16 protein-coding genes and 2 tRNA genes are annotated in these 18,542 nt (G+C 71.3%); 7 read left to right on the top strand and 11 right to left on the bottom strand.

Features of this window, described 5'->3' with window-relative positions:
* Positions 1 to 164 precede the first annotated feature (164 nt).
* On the top strand, positions 165 to 1,193 hold the full coding sequence (locus B100_RS0115965) for a glycoside hydrolase family 6 protein (RefSeq protein WP_024885442.1): 1,029 nt from the start codon (positions 165 to 167) through the stop codon (positions 1,191 to 1,193).
* An 84-nt stretch (positions 1,194 to 1,277) separates the two neighbouring features.
* Here B100_RS0115965 and glxA read toward each other — a convergent pair whose 3' ends face one another.
* From glxA to B100_RS0115980, 3 genes are all read right to left on the bottom strand, one after another.
* A complete protein-coding gene (gene glxA / locus B100_RS0115970; RefSeq protein WP_024885443.1) occupies positions 1,278 to 3,218 on the bottom strand; it encodes a radical copper oxidase GlxA in 1,941 nt (646 codons plus the stop codon).
* A complete protein-coding gene (locus B100_RS0115975) occupies positions 3,215 to 5,248 on the bottom strand; it encodes a glycosyltransferase family 2 protein (RefSeq protein ID WP_024885444.1) in 2,034 nt (677 codons plus the stop codon). The genes glxA and B100_RS0115975 overlap by 4 nt, the downstream gene beginning before the upstream one ends.
* 465 nt (positions 5,249 to 5,713) lie before the next feature.
* A tRNA-Lys gene (locus B100_RS0115980) sits at positions 5,714 to 5,787 on the bottom strand.
* Positions 5,788 to 5,982: 195 nt separating this feature from the next.
* Here B100_RS0115980 and B100_RS0115985 point away from each other — a divergent pair.
* The 3 genes from B100_RS0115985 to B100_RS0115995 all read left to right on the top strand — a co-directional run bounded on the left by B100_RS0115985 (position 5,983) and on the right by B100_RS0115995 (position 9,269).
* Positions 5,983 to 7,323, top strand: a complete 1,341-nt coding sequence (locus tag B100_RS0115985) for a peptidoglycan-binding protein (protein ID WP_024885445.1) — start codon at positions 5,983 to 5,985, stop codon at positions 7,321 to 7,323.
* Between the two features lie 77 nt (positions 7,324 to 7,400).
* Positions 7,401 to 8,540: an SPFH domain-containing protein gene (locus B100_RS0115990; RefSeq protein WP_024885446.1), complete on the top strand. Its 1,140-nt coding sequence runs from the start codon at positions 7,401 to 7,403 to the stop codon at positions 8,538 to 8,540.
* Positions 8,541 to 8,663: 123 nt separating this feature from the next.
* Positions 8,664 to 9,269 (top strand): lytic polysaccharide monooxygenase, encoded by a 606-nt coding sequence (locus B100_RS0115995; RefSeq protein WP_024885447.1) that lies wholly within the window; start codon positions 8,664 to 8,666, stop codon positions 9,267 to 9,269.
* 74 nt (positions 9,270 to 9,343) lie between these two features.
* Here B100_RS0115995 and B100_RS0116000 read toward each other — a convergent pair.
* The 6 genes from B100_RS0116000 to ehuB all read right to left on the bottom strand — a co-directional run bounded on the left by B100_RS0116000 (position 9,344) and on the right by ehuB (position 13,580).
* A tRNA-Lys gene (locus B100_RS0116000) sits at positions 9,344 to 9,417 on the bottom strand.
* 111 nt (positions 9,418 to 9,528) lie between these two features.
* On the bottom strand, positions 9,529 to 10,287 hold the full coding sequence (locus tag B100_RS0116005; protein WP_024885448.1) for an IclR family transcriptional regulator domain-containing protein: 759 nt from the start codon (positions 10,285 to 10,287) through the stop codon (positions 9,529 to 9,531).
* A gap of 252 nt (positions 10,288 to 10,539) precedes the next feature.
* Entirely contained in the window at positions 10,540 to 11,331 is a 792-nt protein-coding gene (ehuA, locus tag B100_RS0116010) for an ectoine/hydroxyectoine ABC transporter ATP-binding protein EhuA (RefSeq protein WP_024885449.1), read from the bottom strand.
* Positions 11,321 to 11,971: an ectoine/hydroxyectoine ABC transporter permease subunit EhuD gene (ehuD, locus tag B100_RS0116015; RefSeq protein ID WP_024885450.1), complete on the bottom strand. Its 651-nt coding sequence runs from the start codon at positions 11,969 to 11,971 to the stop codon at positions 11,321 to 11,323. Before ehuD ends, ehuA begins: the two co-directional genes overlap by 11 nt.
* Positions 11,968 to 12,669, bottom strand: coding sequence for an ectoine/hydroxyectoine ABC transporter permease subunit EhuC (gene ehuC, locus B100_RS0116020; protein ID WP_024885451.1), 702 nt, complete (start codon positions 12,667 to 12,669; stop codon positions 11,968 to 11,970). The genes ehuD and ehuC overlap by 4 nt, the downstream gene beginning before the upstream one ends.
* Positions 12,666 to 13,580 carry an ectoine/hydroxyectoine ABC transporter substrate-binding protein EhuB gene (gene ehuB / locus B100_RS0116025; protein ID WP_078540943.1) on the bottom strand — a complete coding sequence of 305 codons (915 nt, stop codon included), beginning with the start codon at positions 13,578 to 13,580 and terminating at the stop codon, positions 12,666 to 12,668. Before ehuB ends, ehuC begins: the two co-directional genes overlap by 4 nt.
* Before the next feature lie 97 nt (positions 13,581 to 13,677).
* Here ehuB and B100_RS0116030 point away from each other — a divergent pair, with 97 nt between their 5' ends.
* Positions 13,678 to 14,172, top strand: a complete 495-nt coding sequence (locus B100_RS0116030; protein ID WP_024885453.1) for a DUF3830 family protein — start codon at positions 13,678 to 13,680, stop codon at positions 14,170 to 14,172.
* On the opposite strand, the gene B100_RS0116035 is transcribed toward B100_RS0116030, so the two are convergent.
* Positions 14,153 to 15,541 (bottom strand): amidase, encoded by a 1,389-nt coding sequence (locus B100_RS0116035; RefSeq protein WP_024885454.1) that lies wholly within the window; start codon positions 15,539 to 15,541, stop codon positions 14,153 to 14,155. The genes B100_RS0116030 and B100_RS0116035 overlap by 20 nt on opposite strands.
* Positions 15,542 to 15,559: 18 nt before the next feature.
* Positions 15,560 to 16,507, bottom strand: coding sequence for a D-2-hydroxyacid dehydrogenase (locus B100_RS0116040; RefSeq protein ID WP_024885455.1), 948 nt, complete (start codon positions 16,505 to 16,507; stop codon positions 15,560 to 15,562).
* Between the two features lie 193 nt (positions 16,508 to 16,700).
* Here B100_RS0116040 and B100_RS0116045 point away from each other — a divergent pair, with 193 nt between their 5' ends.
* Together B100_RS0116045 and B100_RS0116050 are read left to right on the top strand one after the other, a co-directional pair.
* Entirely contained in the window at positions 16,701 to 17,555 is an 855-nt protein-coding gene (locus B100_RS0116045; protein ID WP_024885456.1) for an aspartate racemase/maleate isomerase family protein, read from the top strand.
* Positions 17,552 to 18,283 carry an aspartate racemase/maleate isomerase family protein gene (locus B100_RS0116050; protein ID WP_024885457.1) on the top strand — a complete coding sequence of 244 codons (732 nt, stop codon included), beginning with the start codon at positions 17,552 to 17,554 and terminating at the stop codon, positions 18,281 to 18,283. The genes B100_RS0116045 and B100_RS0116050 overlap by 4 nt, the downstream gene beginning before the upstream one ends.
* The last annotated feature ends 259 nt before the right edge of the window (positions 18,284 to 18,542 follow it).

Genomic DNA, 18,542 nt, shown 5'->3' on the forward strand with positions numbered 1-18,542 from the left:
GGTGGCCGAGGATCCGCACGCACCCGGCACCGCGGCGGTCCGCCCGGCCGGGGCCCGCTGTAACAGGCCGTGGACAAGGCGGACTCGGCCGTCCTGACGCCTCGGGACGTATGCCAGGATTGGGGCTCGGAAGACGTGGAACGAGTGCACCCAAGGGGGGTTGGATGTACGGCAGCAGGGGGGTCGGGGCGTTCGCCGGAGGGCGGGCGTCCGCAGCGGTGCTGGGGGCGGCACTGCTGCTCGCGGGATGTTCCTCCGGGGGTGACGACAAGGAGGGCGAGGCCCCGCGGGCTGTCACGCAGCAGCCCAAGGAGGCGGCTCCCTTCTGGGTCAACCCGGACGGTCTCGCGGCGCGCAAGGTGGCCGAGCTGCGGCACGACGGCAGGAAGGCGGAGGCCGAGCAGCTCCGCAAGATAGCCGAGCAGCCGGTGGCGGAGTGGATCAGCCCGGAGAAGCCGGAGGAGCAGACCCGCGAGCTCACCGAGAACGCCGACAAGGTCGGCCGGCGGGCGGTCCTGGTCCTCTACAACATCCCGCACCGCGACTGCGGCCAGTACTCGCAGGGCGGCGCCGAGGACGGCGACGCCTACCGGGAGTTCGTCGGCGCGGTGGCCAAGGGCATCGGGGACCGGCCGGCGACGGTGGTGCTCGAACCGGACGCGGTGCTGCACCTGGTGGACGGCTGCACCCCGGAGGAGTTCCACGAGGAGCGGTACGACCTCCTCAAGGGGGCCGTCGCCCAGCTCAAGGGCCTGAAGAACACCTCGGTGTACCTGGACGCCGGCAACGCCGGCTGGGGCAACCCCGACCAGATCTTCGAGCCGCTGAAGCAGGCGGGCATCGAGCAGGCCGACGGCTTCGCGGTGAACGTGTCGAACTTCTACACCACCGAGGACTCCATCGCCTACGGCAAGGAGCTGTCCGCCAAGGTCGGCGGCAAGCCCTTCGTCATCGACACCAGCCGCAACGGCAACGGCCCCTACACCGGGGGCGACGCGGACGAACGCTGGTGCAACCCGCCCGGCCGGGCGCTCGGCGAGACCCCGACGACCCGGACGGCCGACCCGCTCGTCGACGCCTACCTGTGGATCAAGCGCCCGGGGGAGTCGGACGGCGAGTGCAAGGGCGGGCCGAAGGCCGGGCAGTGGTGGGCCGACTACGCGCTGGCCCTGGCCCGCGGATCGGCCGGCTGACCGGCCGCCCGCGGGGAAGAACGGGACGCGAAAGGGGCGCCGTGCGACGAGCACGGCGCCCCTCGGCGTGTCTCCACCGGCGCGCTACGGCACCTGCACCCACTGGGCCTTGCTGGGCGTGCCGTCGCCGTCGGTGACGAAGAGCATGTACCAGCCGGACTGGACCAGGTTCTTGTTCTTCGGCACCGTCACCGTGACCTTGTCGCCGTCGGTGGTGAAGTCCAGGGCGATCGAACGCTGGTCCACGTCGGTGACGTGGGTGGTGGCGCTCGGCCGGATCAGCCGGACCTTCTTGACCGACGCCGCGTCCCGCGAGGTGAACGTGCCGGACGTGCCGCGCTCGATCGTCTGCGGCCCGCCGGACAGGTCGGGCCGCTCCTGGTCGCCGTACAGGTACGGCGGGGTGTAGATCTCGATGCGCTGCTCGAACTCGCCCGGCTTGGTGTTGGCCTTGTCGGCGTACAGCGAGTCCGAGCCGAAGAACATCACCCGGCCGTCGGGCAGCAGGATCGACCCCGAGTGGTAGTTGCGGCCCGCCAGCGGGTCGGCGACCCGCCTCAGCTCGTTGCGCCCGGTGTCGTAGATGCGCGCCTCGAGGACGTTGGAGTCACCGCGGCCGCGGTAGTCCTGCGAGCCGCCGGAGATCAGCACCTCGTCGTTCGGCAGGATCGACGCCTGCGGGTAGCGCGTGCCCTTGTCCAGCGACGGCCCGTCGACGAACTTCGGGTCGTCGGCCTTCAGATCGACGATCCGGGTCTTCTCACTGGACCGCGGGGACTCGCCGACCCCGCCGCCGCCGATCACCATGTACTTCTCGTCCTGGGCGGGCGGCAGCAGCACCGTGTTGGACGTCTCCATCAGCTTCGGGTCGCTGAGCCCCGGGACCTTCTTGAACTTGTTGGTCTCCACGTCCCAGACGCCCGGGTCACGGCCCACGTCGTCCGGTCCGTAGCCCGCGTTCGAGCCCGAGTAGAAGACCTTGCCGTTCTGCATCAGGAACAGCGCCGGGTACGTCGGGAACTGGCGTTCCTCGTCGGTGTAGGTCCACTCCTTGGTCTTCGGGTCGTACACCTCGTTCTTGCCCGGGACCAGCTGGCCGATGTCGTCGAGGCCGGAGACGCTGAGGATCCTGCCGTCGCTCAGGGTGGTGAGCGTCGGGTACCAGCGGGCCTCCTTCATCGGGTCGACCTTGATGTACTTCTCGGCGACCGGGTCGAACTCGAAGGCGTCCCGGATGCCCTGGAAGTCCTTCTTGTCCATCGCGAGCTTCTCGGCGATGCCGTAGGTGTTGCGGGCGTCGGCGCCGGTGAGCCCGTGCACGCGGTAGTTGTCCTGCGTGCCGGTCTCGTACTTGGCGCCCTCCTTCTGCGCCTCGACGTAGATGCGGCCCACGCCCGGGGTGTTGCCCAGGAACTCGCCGGTCTGCGGGTCGAACTTCTTCTCGGCGCGCGGCACCAGCACCGGGTCCTTCGAGACGAAGGTCTTGCCGTTCTCCTTGCCGGTGAACCTGGTGCCCGCCGGGAGGGTGATCGGCTTGTCCGGGTTCTCGTTCTGGACGAGCATCAGGCCGCCGGCCTTCTTCACGTCACCCTTGAGCTTCTCGTACCGCTTGGTGCCGCCCGCGATCAGCAGGTTGCCGTTGGCGAGCTGGGTGTGCCCGGTGCAGAACAGGTCCGACGGCGTGGGGACCTTCTTGACGGTCCCCTTGACCGGGTCCCAGATCCGGGTGTCGTACCGCTTCGCGTCGAAGTTGTCCTGGTCGTTGCCCGACCCCGCGACGAGCAGCACCTTGCCGGTGCGCAGCAGCGCCGCGTGGATGGTGTTCTGCCGGTACTCCTCGGGAAACTCGACGATCTCCCACTTGCCGTTCGCGGCCTTGTACTCCGGCTGATCGATCTTGTACTGGTGGTATTTCTCGGTCCCGAAGCGGTACAGCCACGGCCCGTTCATTCCGGCCAGCGCGAGTACCACCGCCGTGCCTATCGCGATCCGACGGGCGCGACGGCGGCCTGCACGGTCAGTCATTCCTTACGTCCCCCAAGTCCACCAAGGGCGATCTGCATGGTCTGGTCGTCGCCGGGGTTGTGGCCCCCGGGCCCTCCCGGCCCTTCGGGGCCCCCGGATCCGCCCGGAGCACCGTGCGAGCCGGCCCAGTGGGGCCGGGACTGCGGCTGGTGCGGGGCGTGCTGCTGCGGCAGCCGCACGCCGTCGGCCGGGGTCGCGTCCTCGCGGTGCTGACCCGCCGCGTGGGCGCCGGGCTTCTTGCGGTCCTGCCGCATGCCGTGGCGCCAGGCGAACATCGGCGCCGCGGTGATGAGCAGGGCGAAGGTGGCCCAGATGACCATCGCCGGGTGGGAGTGCCCGAAGACGAAGCCCGCGGCGATGGAGCCACCGAAGATCAGGATGAAGTACCAGTGGTAGCGGAAGGTGCCGAACCAGGTGTCCGGGCTGGCCGAGTCGCCCTTCGGGGTGACCACGAACTTGCTCTTGCGGCGCAGCACCGAGTCGATCAGCGCCTTCGCGTACAGCGGCGCCGACAGCGCGGACATCACCATGCCGGCCACACCGCCGGAGCCCTCCGGCTCGTGCGGGGAGACGTTGTGACGGCGGTTCCAGACGTACAGGCCGATCTGCAGCGCGGAGGCGTTGCCGTAGAGCATCAGCCAGACGGCGGGGTCGATGTTCACACCCGAGGCGCCCAGGCCCAGGAACAACGCGCAGCTCAGCGCCGCGAGGATCCAGTTCAGGGCGGACATCGGATAGAAGATGATCATCATGGTGTAGTTGAAGAGCTTGCTCGGCGGGAGCGAGTACCAGCCCTTCCAGTACTGCTTGAGGATCGTCTCGTACGTACCGCGCGACCAGCGCATCTGCTGGGTGAAGAAGTCCGTCCAGGCGTTGGGGCCCTCTCCGACGGCCAGCACGTCCGGGGTGTAGACCGAGCGCCACTTGCGGCCGGTGTCCGGGTTCTTGGCGCGGTGCATCTCGAAGCCGGTCGCCATGTCCTCGGTGATCGAGTCGTACAGGCCGCCGATCTGCTTCAGCGCCTTGATGCGCACGGCGTTGGAGGTGCCCACGAACATCGGCGAGCCGTAGCGGTTGCCGGCCCGCTGGATGAGCGCGTGGAAGAGGAACTGCTGGGACTCGGCGGCCTTGGTGACGAAGTTGTCGTAGTTGCCGTAGACCTGCGGGCCGATGACGAAGCCGACGTCCGGGTCGCGGAAGAAGCCGAGCATCCGCTCCAGGTAGTTCGGCAGCGGCACGTGGTCGGTGTCGACCGAGGCGAAGAAGTCGTAGTGGTCGCCGTGCGCGTCGAGCCAGGCGTTGTAGTTGCCGTGCTTGGTCTTGGCCCGGTGCGGGCCCTTCGCCTGGTTCCACTTCGCGACGCCCTTGCGGGAGAAGTGGTGCACGCCGAGGCGCTCGCAGACCGCCTTCACCTCGGGGTCGTCGCCCTCGTCGAGCAGCCAGACGTGCATCAGACCTCGGTGGCGGATCCTCACGGCCGCCTCCAGGGTCTTCGTCACCATCTCCAGCGGCTCCTTGCCGGGCACGAAGGAGGTGAGGAAGGCCACCCGGGTGCCGGTCTCGGGCACCACCGGGACCGGGTCGCGGGCGACCAGGGTCGCGTGCGCGTTCGACACCACGTTCAGGCAGCGGAAGAGCTCGATCAGACCGATCGAGACGAGCATGACGACGTCGAGGGCGGGCAGCCACTCGAACGCCGGGTAATCGCGCTCCGTCCAGTGCGAGGGCTGGAGCAGCCACACCAGCAGCACCAGGGACAGCACGGGAGCCGCCAGCAGCATCAGCGCGATGCGGATGCGGTGCGGCTCCTGCGAGATCAGCGAGCGGTACTGGACCCGGTACGGCCTGCTCGGATCGGGCTGGGTGAGGGGACCCGCGAGCCGGCTGTAGTGCTCGTAGTCGTATCTCGGCAGCGCCTTCTTGATCCTGCGGAACGTGCCCGTGTTCCAGTTCCGATGGCCGGGCACCCTGAGCTGGGTGGTCTGGGACGGGTCGTCGTCCCGGTGGGCGCCCGTCGGCGTCGACGTCATGATCATCCCCCCACACGCGTCACGAGCGCGTGTTTCGTCGCTTTCCTGCGTCCGTCGTCGGTCCCCCTCGACCTCCGGACGTGTCAGTGGCGGACCGCTGTCACCACGTCACGCACACCCTATAGACACGTCCCCGTGTCCTTCCGGTTGCATGATCCCCCTCGGTCACCGGGACCGGTGACGGGGTCCCTCGCCCCGTCCGGACCGGCAGCCGGTTTTCGCCGTCCCCCAACGGCCGCGGTGCGGCGGTCTTTTGAAGGGTCCAGGTTCCCGGTTCGTTCATCATGATCGCAAGATGCGAAACACGGTGCACACCGGTCATAAGGGACCATTGTGACGGCTGAGCGCGCCTCGTGATGTCACAGTTCCCTACGGGGAACGAGAGCGTCACGCTCAACGGGGGCGAGAGAGTTTCCGGCCAAAAAACGACGGGCCCCTCGTGGAACGAGGAGCCCGTCGTGTCGGTGCGCCGCCAGGGACTCGAACCCCGGACCCGCTGATTAAGAGTCAGCTGCTCTAACCAACTGAGCTAGCGGCGCCTGCTGACGGCAGAACTCTACAGGACTCCGGAGGGTGCTCGTGGCCGCGCCGGCCCGGCCGCCCGGTCCGGACGGTCCGGGCGAGGGGGGCTTTACATCATTCGGACCGTCAAAGTGCGCGCCGGGGCGACCGTTGCGACACTGACCGTCGTGCACAGTTGCGGAGAAACGTTCCGGGAATGTGAGGGGAATCGCATGGAGTCTCCGGTGTTCGAGGAATTCGATCCGGCCGGAGACTGCGCGTGCCCCGGCTGCGCGCAGGAGCGGCGGGCGCGGCCGCTTCCCCTCGCCGGGCGGTGGTTGCGGCGTTCCGCGGCGCGCCGCACCGCGCTGGTCGTGGCCGCCGTGACGTCCGCCGCCCTGGGCGCGCACCCGGTCCCCGCGGTCGCCGTCCAGGACACCCGGCTCTCCGCCGGGCAGGGCGTCCCCGCAGATGAGGGGCCCGGTGGCGGGCAGGGCGCGCCCGCCCCGCTGTACGGGCCGGAGGGACGCACGGGTACGGCGGTGCCGCCGGCGGGTCCCGTGACGGTCCCCGCGATCAGCCGTACGGACATCATCAAGCGGGCCGCCTCCTGGGTCAGCCAGAAGGTGCCGTACAGCGTGTCCGCGTTCTGGTCCGACGGCTACCGGCAGGACTGCTCGGGATACGTGTCGATGGCGTGGAAACTGCCCGGCAACGAATGGACGGGCAGCCTCGCCCAATACGGCGACAAAATCACCAAGGCGGAACTCCAGCCGGGTGACATCCTGCTCTTCCACAATGCGGCCGACCCGTACAACGGTTCGCACGTCGTCCTTTTCGGCGGCTGGACGGACTCCACCCGCACCCAATACGTGGCCTATGAACAGACCCCGCCGCACACCCGCCGGATGACCACTCCGTACGCCTACTGGAGCAACTCCGCGCGCTATGTGCCGTACCGCTACAAAGGCGTGACCGACGGGGCGGCGGGGGCGGTTCCGGAGAGCGCCGCCCCCGCCCAGCCGCCGCCTACTCCCGAGTCCGGTGTGGCGGATTCCGGTCCCGCCGCCGACGGCGCGGACACCACCGGCAGCGGTGTCCCGGCCGCCCCCGGAAGCACCGGGGCGGTCACCGCCGTGCCGGACGCTCCGGCGGGGGCGGACGCCGGGGCCGGGGCGGACGGTGGGACGCCGGGACGGCGGGGCGCCGCCGCGGACCCGCGCCCGGGATCGCCGGCCTCTCGGGCGGCGACGGCCGACGGGGACCCGACGGCGCTAAGTGGAGGTTCCGCTTCTGCCTCGGCGGGCTCGGTCCGGGCACCTTCCTCGCACGGGGTGCCGGGCTATCCGGGCCGGGCGTCGTTCCGCCCGGGAGCGGAGAACGCCCACGTCACCCTGCTGGGCCGGCAGTTGGTGAAGAGGGGGTTCGGCCGGCACTACACCACGGGGCCCGGCCCGCGCTGGGGCGAGGAGGACCGCCGCAACGTGGCGGACTTCCAGCGGGCGCAGGGCTGGCGCGGCAAGGCCGCGAACGGCGTCCCGGGCCCGGAGACCTGGCGGCGGCTCTTCGCCTGACCCACCCCGGGCGCCGGGCAGCCGCCCCGCCCGTGACCCCCGATGTGACGCATCTGGCGCGGAGGCTGGAGGCACGCATGACCACCACGACATCCCCCGTCCCCCCCGAGCACGTCCCCGAGTCCGAGAGGCCCGCGGACAGTGCCGCGGCCGTCCGCCCGGCCCGGCTGATCCACACCGAGTCCACCACCGAGATCCCCGTCCACCTGCTGTTCCGTGACGATCCCGGACCGGCCCCCGCGGCGGTGCGGCTGCGCCCCGCGGTCGTCGCCCGCCGCCCCGACGGCGGCACGGACGGCCGGCCCGCCGGGGCGCGGGGCCGCCCGGCCGGCCCCGGCGTCGACCCCGCGCTGGTGGAGCGGCCCGCCCGGGTGCTGCCGGGGATCGCGGGCGTGCTCGCGGGGGTGTGCGGGGCGGCGGGCTGCGCGGCCACGGCCTGGTGGGCGGGGGTGCTGCCGCCGCTCGCGGTGGAGGCGCTCGGTCCGCCCGCCCGGGCCGGGGCGCTCGGGCCCGCCCAGTGGGCGGCGTTCGCCGGGGCCGGGGCGCTCGGGCTGTTCGGCTTCGGCGGGCTGGCCCGCGGGCGGACCGGACGGGCCTGGGTGCTGGGGCTGTTCGGCCGTTACCGGGGGACCGTGCGGCGCACCGGACTGCTGTGGGTGAACCCGCTGCTGCTGCGCCGCCGGGTCGACGTACGGCTGCGCCACTGGCGCGGGGAGCCGATGCCGGCGGCCGACCACAGCGGGGTGGCGCTGCGGGTGGCGATGCTGGTGGTGTGGCGGGTGCGCGACACCGCGCGGGCGACCCTGGGCCTGGAGGACCACGAGGGATACCTGCGGGCGTGCGTGGAGGCGGCGCTGCTGCGGGTGCCGGTGGCCGCGCCGGGCGCCGGGCGGGGCGCGACGCAGGCGGCCCAGGACGCGCTGACCCGGCTGGTGGCGGCGGACGCCGGGCCGGTGGGGGTGGAGGTGTTCGCCGTGCGGCCGCTGCGGGTGGAGTACGCGCCCGAGGTGGCCGCCGCGATGCACCGGCGCCGGATCGCCGCGCTGGACGCCCAGCACCGGGCGAGCGTGCTGAGTTCCGTCGTGGACTCGGTGGAGGACACCGTGACCCGGCTGACCATGCGCGGCCTGGTGCACCTGGACGACTACGAACGCAAGGTGCTGGTGAAGGACCTGACGGTGGCGTTCTGCGCGGGGCGGGGCGAGAAGGGGGCGTGAACGGCCGGGGGACAGGCCCTGCGATTGGTATGGACATGTTCAAGGCTCGTCCCTACCCTGAGACTTGGTCTAGACCTACCTGCACGGCTCACTGAAACTCCCCCACACCCCAGGAGCGGCAGCATGCGCAGACGGACCAAGATGTACGCAGCCGCCGTGGGACTGGCCACGACCGGAGCGCTCGTGCTCTCCTCCGGCGGGGCCAGCGGCCACGGCTACACCGACCTGCCGGTCAGCCGGCAGAAGCTCTGCCAGAACGGCTCGGTCTCCAACTGCGGCGCCATCCAGTGGGAGCCGCAGAGCGTCGAGGGCCCGAAGGGCTTCCCGGCGGCGGGCCCCGCCGACGGCAGGCTCTGTTCGGCGGGCAACACGTCCTTCGCCCCGCTCGACAGCCCGCGCACCCCGTCGGGCGGCGCCTGGCCCACCACCCGGGTCACCGGCGGCCAGAACTACACCTTCCGGTGGCAGTTCACGGCCATGCACGCCACGACCGACTTCAAGTACTACGTCACCAGGCCGGGCTGGAACGAGAACCACAACCTGACCCGGTCCGACCTCAACCTCACGCCGTTCCTGACCGTGCCCTACAACGGTCAGCGCCCGCCGCAGACGCTCTCGCACAGCGGCCGGCTGCCCTCCGGGCTGAGCGGCCACCACGTGATCCTCGCGGTGTGGACGGTCCACGACACGGGCAACGCCTTCTACGCCTGCTCGGACGTCACCTTCTAGACCGGGACAGGTGACCGGGGCGCGGTCCCGGGCACGTCAAAGGGCCTCTCGCTCCCACGAGAGGCCCTTCTCGGTGCGCCGCCAGGGACTCGAACCCCGGACCCGCTGATTAAGAGTCAGCTGCTCTAACCAACTGAGCTAGCGGCGCATGACTCCCGCCGTCCGCTTCCGCGGTCGGCGACGGAGAAAATCATACCCGGTCCGCAGAGGTGCTCCCGACCACCTCGGCCGACGGCCGGGACGGTCCGAACGAAGGACCCTAGATCGCCAGTGACAGCAGGACGGGGGCGGCGTTGCGGTTGAGGGTGTCGGCGGCCCGGCGCAGCCGGTGGGCGTGCTCCAGCGGCAGGGACAGCGCCAGGCAGCCCACCGAGGAACCGGCGGTGATCGGGACGGCGGCGCAGACCGTGCCGACCGCGTACTCCTGGAGGTCGAGCACCGGGACCGTCGGCGGCTGCGAGGCCAGCCGGGTCAGCAGCAGGCGGTCGCTGGTGATGGTGCGCGAGGTGAGCCGGGCCGGCCGGTGCCGGGCCAGGTGGTCGCGCCGGCCCTCGTGGTCGAGCTGGGTGAGCAGGCTCTTGCCGACCGCCGTCGCGTGCGCCGAGTAGCGGAAGTCCACCCACTCGTTCACCTTCGGGGTGTCCGGGCTGTCGGCGTACTGGGTGACCTTGACCTCGCCGTCGACGTACCGGCTGAGGTAGACGGCGGCGCCCACGGAGTCGCGGAGCCGGTCCAGGGTGTGCTGGAGGGTCTCGCGCAACGCCTCCTGGTGCCCGTCGGCGGAGCCGAGGCGGGCGAAGGCCGCTCCGGTGACGTACGCGCCGTCGGTGATCTGCTCGACGTAGGCCTCGCGGCGCAGCATCCGCAGGAGGGTGGTCAGCCGCTCCGTGCCGATGCCGGTCTCGCGGGCGAGTTCGCTGTCGTTGATTCCTGTGCCGCGCCGCGCCACCGTCTCCAGGACGCGCAGCGCGTCCTGGACCGAGTGGTACGACGCGGTCGGCTCGTGCCTCAGCGCCACGGTTTCCCCCTGCGCTCGCTCGTCGGCCCGACGGAACCGTCCCGTCCGCCGGGCGGACGGGGGGCGGTGTCCAGGGGCCTGGGGCCGCAATCCGGTCAACGAATCCCCTTCACGATAGCCGTCAAAGGGCCTGAACAGAGCGGGGGTTGACAAGATTGCGGCCCTCTCAACTGCGGCGCCGACCCTCTGGCATATGCCAGGGGGATGACCCACGTCGTGGACCTCGGGTGATGTGGCGGGCACGCCCCGTGACTACAGGACCGCGCTCAGGAATTGCCGCGTCCGGTCGTGCTCCGGCTCGTTGAAGATCTTCTCCGGCGAGCCCGCCTCGATGACCCGGCCCGAGTCGAACATCAGCACCTGGTCCGAGATGTCCCGCGCGAAGTTCATCTCGTGGGTCACGCAGAGCATCGTGATGTCCGTGGAGCGGGCGATGTCCCGCAGCACGTCCAGCACGCCGGCCACCAGCTCCGGGTCGAGCGCCGAGGTGACCTCGTCCAGCAGCAGCACCTGCGGACGCATCGCCAGCGCCCGGGCGATCGCCACCCGCTGCTGCTGGCCGCCGGACAGCTGGGCCGGGCGCTTGTCGAGGTGGTCGGTCAGTCCGACCATCTCCAGCAGCTCCCGCGCCCGCTCCTCGGCCGCTTCCTTGGACATGCCGAGCACCGTGACCGGGGCCTCGGTGATGTTCCGCAGCACGGACATGTTCGGGAACAGGTTGAACTGCTGGAAGACCATGCCGATCTTCTTGCGGACCTCGCGGACCTGCTTCTCCGGCGCCGGGAACAACTGCTGCCCGTCGATGGTGATGACACCCTCGTCGGGCTTCAGCAGGGTCATCAGCAGCCGCAGGATCGTGGTCTTGCCGGACCCCGACGGGCCGATCAGCGTCACGTGCTTGCCGGCGTCGACCGAGAAGTCCAGGTTGTCCAGGACCGTGTGGTCCCCGAAGCGCTTGGTGACCCGCTCCAGCCGGATCAGCTCACCGGTCGCGCGCGGGGTCTCGGGCTTCTCTTCGAACGGGGCGTGGGTGTCAGTGGACAAGGCGTCGCTCCAGGGCTCGCAGGGCAAGGGAGGCCAGGTAGGAGATGACGATGAAGGCCACGCCGATCACCGTCAGGGGCTCGGTGAACTGGAAGTTCTGCTGGGCGAACAGCCGCGCCTGGCCGAGCATCTCCAGGACGGTGATGGCCATCAGCAGGGGGGTGTCCTTCAGCATCGAGATGACGTAGTTGCCGAGCGCGGGCACCACCCGGCGCACGGCCTGCGGCAGGATCACCACGGTCCACGTCCGGCGCAACGGCAGGTTCAGCGCCGTCGCCGCCTCCCACTGGCCCACCGGCACGGCCTCGATACCGGCGCGGTAGACCTGCATCGTGTACGTCGAGTAGTGCAGCCCGATGGCGAAGACGCCGGTGGTCATCGCCGAGAAGGTGATCCCCCACTCGGGCAGCACGTAGAAGAGGAAGAACAGCTGCACCAGCAGCGGGGTGTTGCGGACGAACTCCGTGACGGCGCCGACCGGCCAGGTCACCCAGCGCGTCGGCGTCCGCATCAGCAGCGCCCACACCAGGCCCAGCACGAAGGAGATCAGCGAGCCGAACACCAGGATCTGCAGGGTGACCCACAGACCGTCCCAGAAGTACGGCATGAAGTCGGCGACCGCGCCCCAGTCCCACGTCACGAGACACCACTTCCCTCGGGCACGCGCACGGCGGCGGCCTTCTTCTTCGGCGCCTTGCCGACGCCCGCCTTCAGCTTCTTCTCCAGCCCGCGCATCGACCGGGTGAGCAGGAAGGCGATGACGAAGTAGATGAGCAGGATGTACGTGTAGATCTCCGCGCTCTCCTGCAGCGCCAGGCGGACCAGGTTGGCGCTGAACGCCAGGTCGCCCATGCCCATGACCGACACCAGGGCGGTGCCCTTGAGCAGCTCGATCAGCAGGTTGGAGAACGGCGGGATCATCTCCGGCACCGCCTGCGGCAGCAGGATGAGCTTCATCCGCTGCCAGGGCGTGAAGCTGAGGGCGATGCCGCCCTCACGCTGGGCCGGGTCGACCGCGGCCAGCGCGCCGCGCACGATCTCCGAGCCGTACGCCCCGTAGGTCAGGCCGAGTGCCAGGGTGCCCGCCCACAGCGGCACGAGCTGCCAGCCGAAGGCCGGGGGCAGCACGAAGAACACCCAGAAGATCATCACCAGCGCCGAGGTGCCGCGGAACACCTCGGTGTAGAAGCCCGCGAGGAAGCGGACGATCCACAGCCGGTGGGTGCGCGCGATGCCGACCACGAACGACACGGCGGTGGCGAGCAGCGCGCTGAACACGAGCAGCTGGATCGTGACCCAGACGCCGTCGAGTACGCGTTCCCAGAGTCCTGAGGTCATCCGCCGCACAGCTCCTTCGCGGTCAGATCGGTCATCTCGTCCTCGGTGAACCCGAACGGCCGGAGGATGCGCAGCAGTTCGCCGCTCTCCTTGAGCTTCGCCAGCTCGGCGTTGAACGCGTCGCGCAGCTTGGTCTCGGTGGGCCGGAAGGCGAACGCGCCGCCGTCGACGTGCGGTTCGCCGTCGACGATCGGCTGGAAGGCCTCGGTGACCTCCGCCTTGCTGGACTTCTTGACCACCTCGCGGGTGGTGAGGGCGGTTCCGGCGAAGACGTCGACACGTCCGGCCTCGACGGCGTTCAGGCCGGCGACCTGATCGGGGACGATCAGGATGTCGCTCTCCTTGTAGCCGGCCTCCACGGCGTACGCGATCTCCGCGTAGCCGGTGCCGGTGGCGAACTTCGCCTTCTTCTCGACCACGTCCTGGTAGTTGCGCAGCCCCAGCGGGTTGCCCTTGCGGACGATGAACGAGTCGAGCATCTGGTAGTCGGGGTCGGAGAAGATGACCTGCTCACAGCGCTCGGGGTTGACGTACATCCCCGCGGCCACGACGTCGAACTGCTGCGAGTTCAGCCCGGGTATGAGGGAACCGAACTCGGTGGGCACGGGCTGCACCCGCTCCACCCCCAGCCGTTTGAAGATGACCTTGGCCAGCTCCGGTGCCTCGCCGGTCAGTTCACCGTCCGTGTCGATGTACCCGAAGGGGATCTCACCCGCGATACCCAGCCGGACCACGCCCGCCGCCTTGAGCCGGTCGAGCAGGTCGCCGCCGTCGGTCGTCGAGGCGGTCGGCACCCGTGAGCAGCCCGCGGCACCCAGTGCGCCGAGCGCCGCGACCCCCGCGAGCAGCGACCGACGCGAGGGTCCGGAGGTCCCTTGTATTCGTCTCAGTGGTTGAAGTGGTGGAGCCATGGCGGCGCGGCTACCCGAAGCGATGCGAGTTATTCCGGCCAGTTTCGGCCCCGTTCGGCGGTCGGGCGGTCTTGACCGGCGCGGGACCATGGGGTGCATGGCCGACCGATTTCTTGAGATCTCCCTGGTCAGGCGCGAGGTGACCGGTGTCGCGCGGTTGCTCGACGACCGTGCGCCGATCACCTGCGAAGCCGTCTGGAAATCTCTCCCTCTGTCCGGCGACGTCTACCACGCCAAGTACGCGCGCAACGAGGTCTACGCCCTCTTCCCGCCCTTCGCGGACCGGGAGCCACCCCTGGAAAACCCCACAGTCACCCCCATTCCGGGCGACCTGTGCTATTTCACCTTCTCCGGCGCCGAGTTGGGCAGCACCTCCTACGGCTACGACCGCGAGGTCCGCCCCGGCAGCACCGTGGTGGACCTCGCCCTGTTCTACGAACGGAACAACCTGCTGCTCAACGGCGACGTCGGCTGGGTGCCCGGCATCGTCTGGGGGCAGGTGGTGGAGGGACTGGACGCCCTCGCCGACGCCTGCAACGACCTGTGGCGCACCGGCGCCGCAGGGGAGACGCTCAGTTTCCGGCGGCTGTGACGCCCGCCTCGTACAGCGTGTGCGCGGCCCGCAGCACCAGCGCGTCCCGGTGCCGGGCGGCCACCAGCTGAAGCCCCACGGGCAGCCCGCCCACCAGACCGACCGGCACCGTGGCGGCGGGCTGCTGCGTCATGTTGAAGGGGTAGGTGAACGGCGTCCACCCGGTCCAGCGCCGGTGCCCCGACCCCCGCGGCACCTCCGCGCCCGCCTCGAACGCGGTGATCGGCAGCGTCGGGGTGACCAGCAGGTCGTAGGTGTCGTGGAAGCGGCCCATCCGCCGGCCCAGGTCCATGCGCACGTCCACCGCGGCCAGGTAGTCCAGCGCCGACAGCCGGGCGCCGGCCCGGCAGATCTCGCGCAGCCCCGGATCGAGCCGCTCCCGCTGTTCCCGGCCCAGGTGCTGGATGACCCGGGCCGCGCCGGCGAACCACAGGGTGTGGAAGGCCTCCACCGGGTCGGCCAGGTCGGGGTCGGTCTCCTCGACGTACGCGCCGAGCTCCGCCAGCCGCTCCACCGCCCGCCGCACCACCGCCGCGACCTCGCGGTCCACCCGCACCTGCCCGCCCAGCGACGGCGAGTACGCCACCCGCAGCCCCCGCACCCCGCCGGCCAGCCCCTCCGTGAAGGATCCGGGCGCCGGGGCGAGACCGGACCAGTCGCGGGAGTCCGGCGCGGCGATCGCGTCCATCAGCAGCGCCGCGTCCGCCGCGTCCCGGGTCATCGGACCCACGTGCGCCAGCGTGCCGAAGGCGCTCGCCGGATACAGCGGCACCCTCCCGTACGTCGGCTTCAGCGCGAAGATCCCGCAGAACGCGGCCGGGATGCGGACGCTGCCCCCGCCGTCCGTGCCCAGCGCCAGCGGGCCCGCGCCGAGGGCCACGGCCGCCGCCGCGCCCCCGCTCGACCCGCCCGCCGTACGGGCCGGGTCGTGGGGGTTGCGGGTGACCCCGCCGAGCGGGGAGTCCGTCACGCCCTTCCAGCCGAACTCGGGCGTCGTGGTCTTCCCCAGGAACACCGCGCCCCGCTCCCGCAGCCGCGCCACCGACGGCGCGTCCTCGTCCCAGCGCCCGGCCGGGTCGATCGTCCGCGAGCCCTTCAGGGTCGGGGCGCCGCGCAGCAGCAGGATGTCCTTCACCGTGACCGGCACCCCGTCCAGCGGCCCTCGCTGCTCGCCCCGCCGCCACCGCTCCTCGGAGGCGGCGGCCCGTTCCAGGGCGTCGTCGGTGAGCAGCCGCACGAACGCGTTCACCTCGGGCTGGATCTCCTCGGCCCGGCGCAGCGCGGCGCGGGTCACCTCCACGGGCCCGAACTCGCCCTTGCGGTAGCCGTCGAGGAGCTGGGTGGCGGTCAGATCGGTGAGCTCGGACATCCGGCCTCCTTGGAGACGTCAGTGACCCGGTACATACCCGCGCCGCTTGTCGACCACGTTCACCAGTGGCCTCCCCGACGCCCACAGCTCGAACAACTCCACGAACTGCGCCCCGAGTTCGTCCCGCCAGCCGACGGTGTCCCCGCTCATGTGCGGGGAGACGACCACCCCCGGCAGCTCCCACAGCGGGTTGTCCGGCGCGAGCGGCTCGGCCGCGAACACGTCCAGCGCCGCGCCCGCGATCCACCGCTCGCGCACCGCCCTGACCAGCGCCTCCTCCACCACCAGTTCGCCCCGGCCCACGTTGACGAAGTACGCGGACGGCTGCATCACGCCGAACCGGCGGGCGTCGAACATGCCCCGCGTCCCCTCGGTCAGCGGAGCCGCGGCGACCACCCAGTCCGCGCGCGTCAGCAGCCGGTCCAGGTCCTCGGGGCCGTGCGTCCCGGGCCGCGCCGTACGTCCCACCAGTGCCGTGGTGATCCCGAGCGCCCGCAGCGTGCCCGCCACCGCCCGGCCGATCGGCCCCGACCCCACCACGCACGCCCGCGTCCCCGCCACCCGGCGCGTCTCCCGGTGCAGCCAGGTCCGCTCCCGTTGCAGCGCCAGCGTCCTGGGCAGGTCCTTGGCGAAGGCGAGGACGAGACCGGCGACGTACTCGGCGATCGGCCCGTCGAAGACCCCGCGCGCGTTGGTGACCACGGTGTCGGACGCGGCGAGTTCGGGGCAGAGCAGGTGGTCCACCCCGGCGCTCGCGGTGTGCACCCAGCGGGGCCGGGGACCCTCGCCCGGCCAGGCCCGGCGCACCGCGTGCGAGGTGAAGTCCCACACCAGCAGCACGTCCGCGTGCGGCAGCCGCTCGGCGAGCGTCGACCCGTCGGCGTGCTCGATCCTTGCCCGGCCGGTGAGCCTGCCGAGCCGGGGGAGCGGTTCGGCGTCCAGCACGAGCAGCGTGGGGGTCGTCATGGGCCTCGTCTCCAGGTTCCTCGGGTCCCTCCCGGCGGCCGTCCGGCGGGCGGTGACGACGAGTCAACAGGGTGTTGACCGGAGGGTGACCCGGGCGGATTGACCGCACCGGTACCCGAACCTACCGTCGTCGGCACGGGTTCTTCCGCGTTCCTTCGTGTGCTCGTCTCCCAGTGTGAGGCCGGTGCCTGTCATGGACGTCTCCCTTCTCGGCGGCCCGAGCCCGCAGCGCGGGGTCGGGGTGGTGGCACCCTTCGACTTCGCGCTGGACCGGGAGCTGTGGCGCTGGGTCCCGGACGGCGTCTCCCTTCACCTGACCCGTACCCCGTACGTGCCGGTCGAGGTGAGCCTCGACCTCGCCCGGCTGGTCAGCGAGCACGAGACGCTGGGCGAGGCGGTGCGCACCCTCACCGCCGTCGGCCCCGAGGTCGTCGCCTACGCCTGCACCTCGGGCAGCTTCGTCGGCGGGATCGCCGGCGAGCGGGCCATGTGCGAGGCGATGAGCCGGGCCGGCGCGGTCCCCGCGATCACCACCTCCGGCGCGCTGCTCGAAGCGCTGGTGGAGCTGGACGTGCGCCGGGTCGGCCTGGTCACCCCGTACACCGTGTCGGTCACCCGGGCGCTGGAGCACTACGTGGCGCGGGCGGGCGTCACCGTCACCGGCTGCGCCTACATGGGGCTGACCCGGCACATCTGGAAGGTCACCTACCGCGAGGTGGTGGACATGGCACGGCAGGCGGTCCACGGCCGGACCGGCGCCTGTCACGCGCTGTTCCTCTCCTGCACCAACCTGCCGACCTACGACGTGATCCCGCAGCTGGAGGCGGAACTGCGCATACCGGTCATCTCGGCCAACCAGGTGACCATGTGGGCGGCGCTGCGCCGATTGGGTACCCGAGCGGTGGGACCGTATCAGGCGCTGATCGACGCGTCGGCGCGCTCCGGGACCGTGTCACCGAGCCAGGCACCGACCGTGCTGCCCGGACAGACACCGGGTCCGGTGCTGCCGGACGCACCCGGAGAGAAGCAGCAGGAAGGCTGGACATGACCGCACTGGGATTCCTCTACCCCGGCCACTCCGCGGAGGACGACTATCCGCGCGTCGAGCAGTTGCTGGGCAGCGACGTCCGTCTGGACCTGGTGCACACCGACATCGGCGAGGACGCGCACCGGGTGGACGCGCTGCGTGAGATGGGCTCGCCCGAACGGCTGGCCGCCGGACTCCAGGAGCTGCGGCTCTCCGGCGCCGAGGCCGTGGTGTGGGCCTGCACCAGCGGCAGCTTCGTACACGGCTGGCAGGGCGCCCACGAGCAGGTGCGCGACCTGGCCCGGGCCGCCGGCATGCCCGCCTCCTCCACCTCCTTCGGCTTCGTGCACGCGCTGCGGGAGATCGAGGCGCGGCGGGTCGCCGTCGGCGCGACCTATCCGGACGACGTCGCCCAGCTCTTCGCCGCTTTCCTGCGGGACGGGGGAGCGGAGGTGACCGGGGTGAGCAGCTCCGGGATCGTCACGGCGGCCGAGGTCGGCACCTGGGGCGAGCCGGAGCTGTTCGCGCTGGCCCGCGCGGCCGACGCGCCGGACGCGGACGCGGTGCTGCTGCCGGACACCGCGCTGCACACCGTCGCCCACATCCCGGCCCTGGAGAAGGAGCTGGGCAAGCCCGTCCTCACCGCCAACCAGGTCACCGTCTGGGAGGGCCTGCGCCTGGCCGACCGCCGGGTGAACGCCCCGGAACTGGGCGCCCTCTTCACCCGCGAACCGGTCGTCCAGGTGTGAGTCCGGGTGTGACCGGTTGCGTACGGACGCCGGGAGTCGTCCGTACGGGTGTCCGCGGCCGTTCCGCACGGACGTGAGGAACGCCACCTTCACGGCGTACGTCGTCCCGCGCGCCCGCGGCGCGTTCCCGCCGCCGTCTTTGTGCGCCCCGCGAGCTGGGTAGTCACCGGTCGGCGCGCCCGCGGACGCGGGGGCGGCCGGCCGCCCCGGGCCGGACGCCCTCTTGCGGGGGCGCGGGACAATGGACGGTGGCCCTCCG

This window comes from Streptomyces sp. CNH189 (assembly GCF_000527195.1).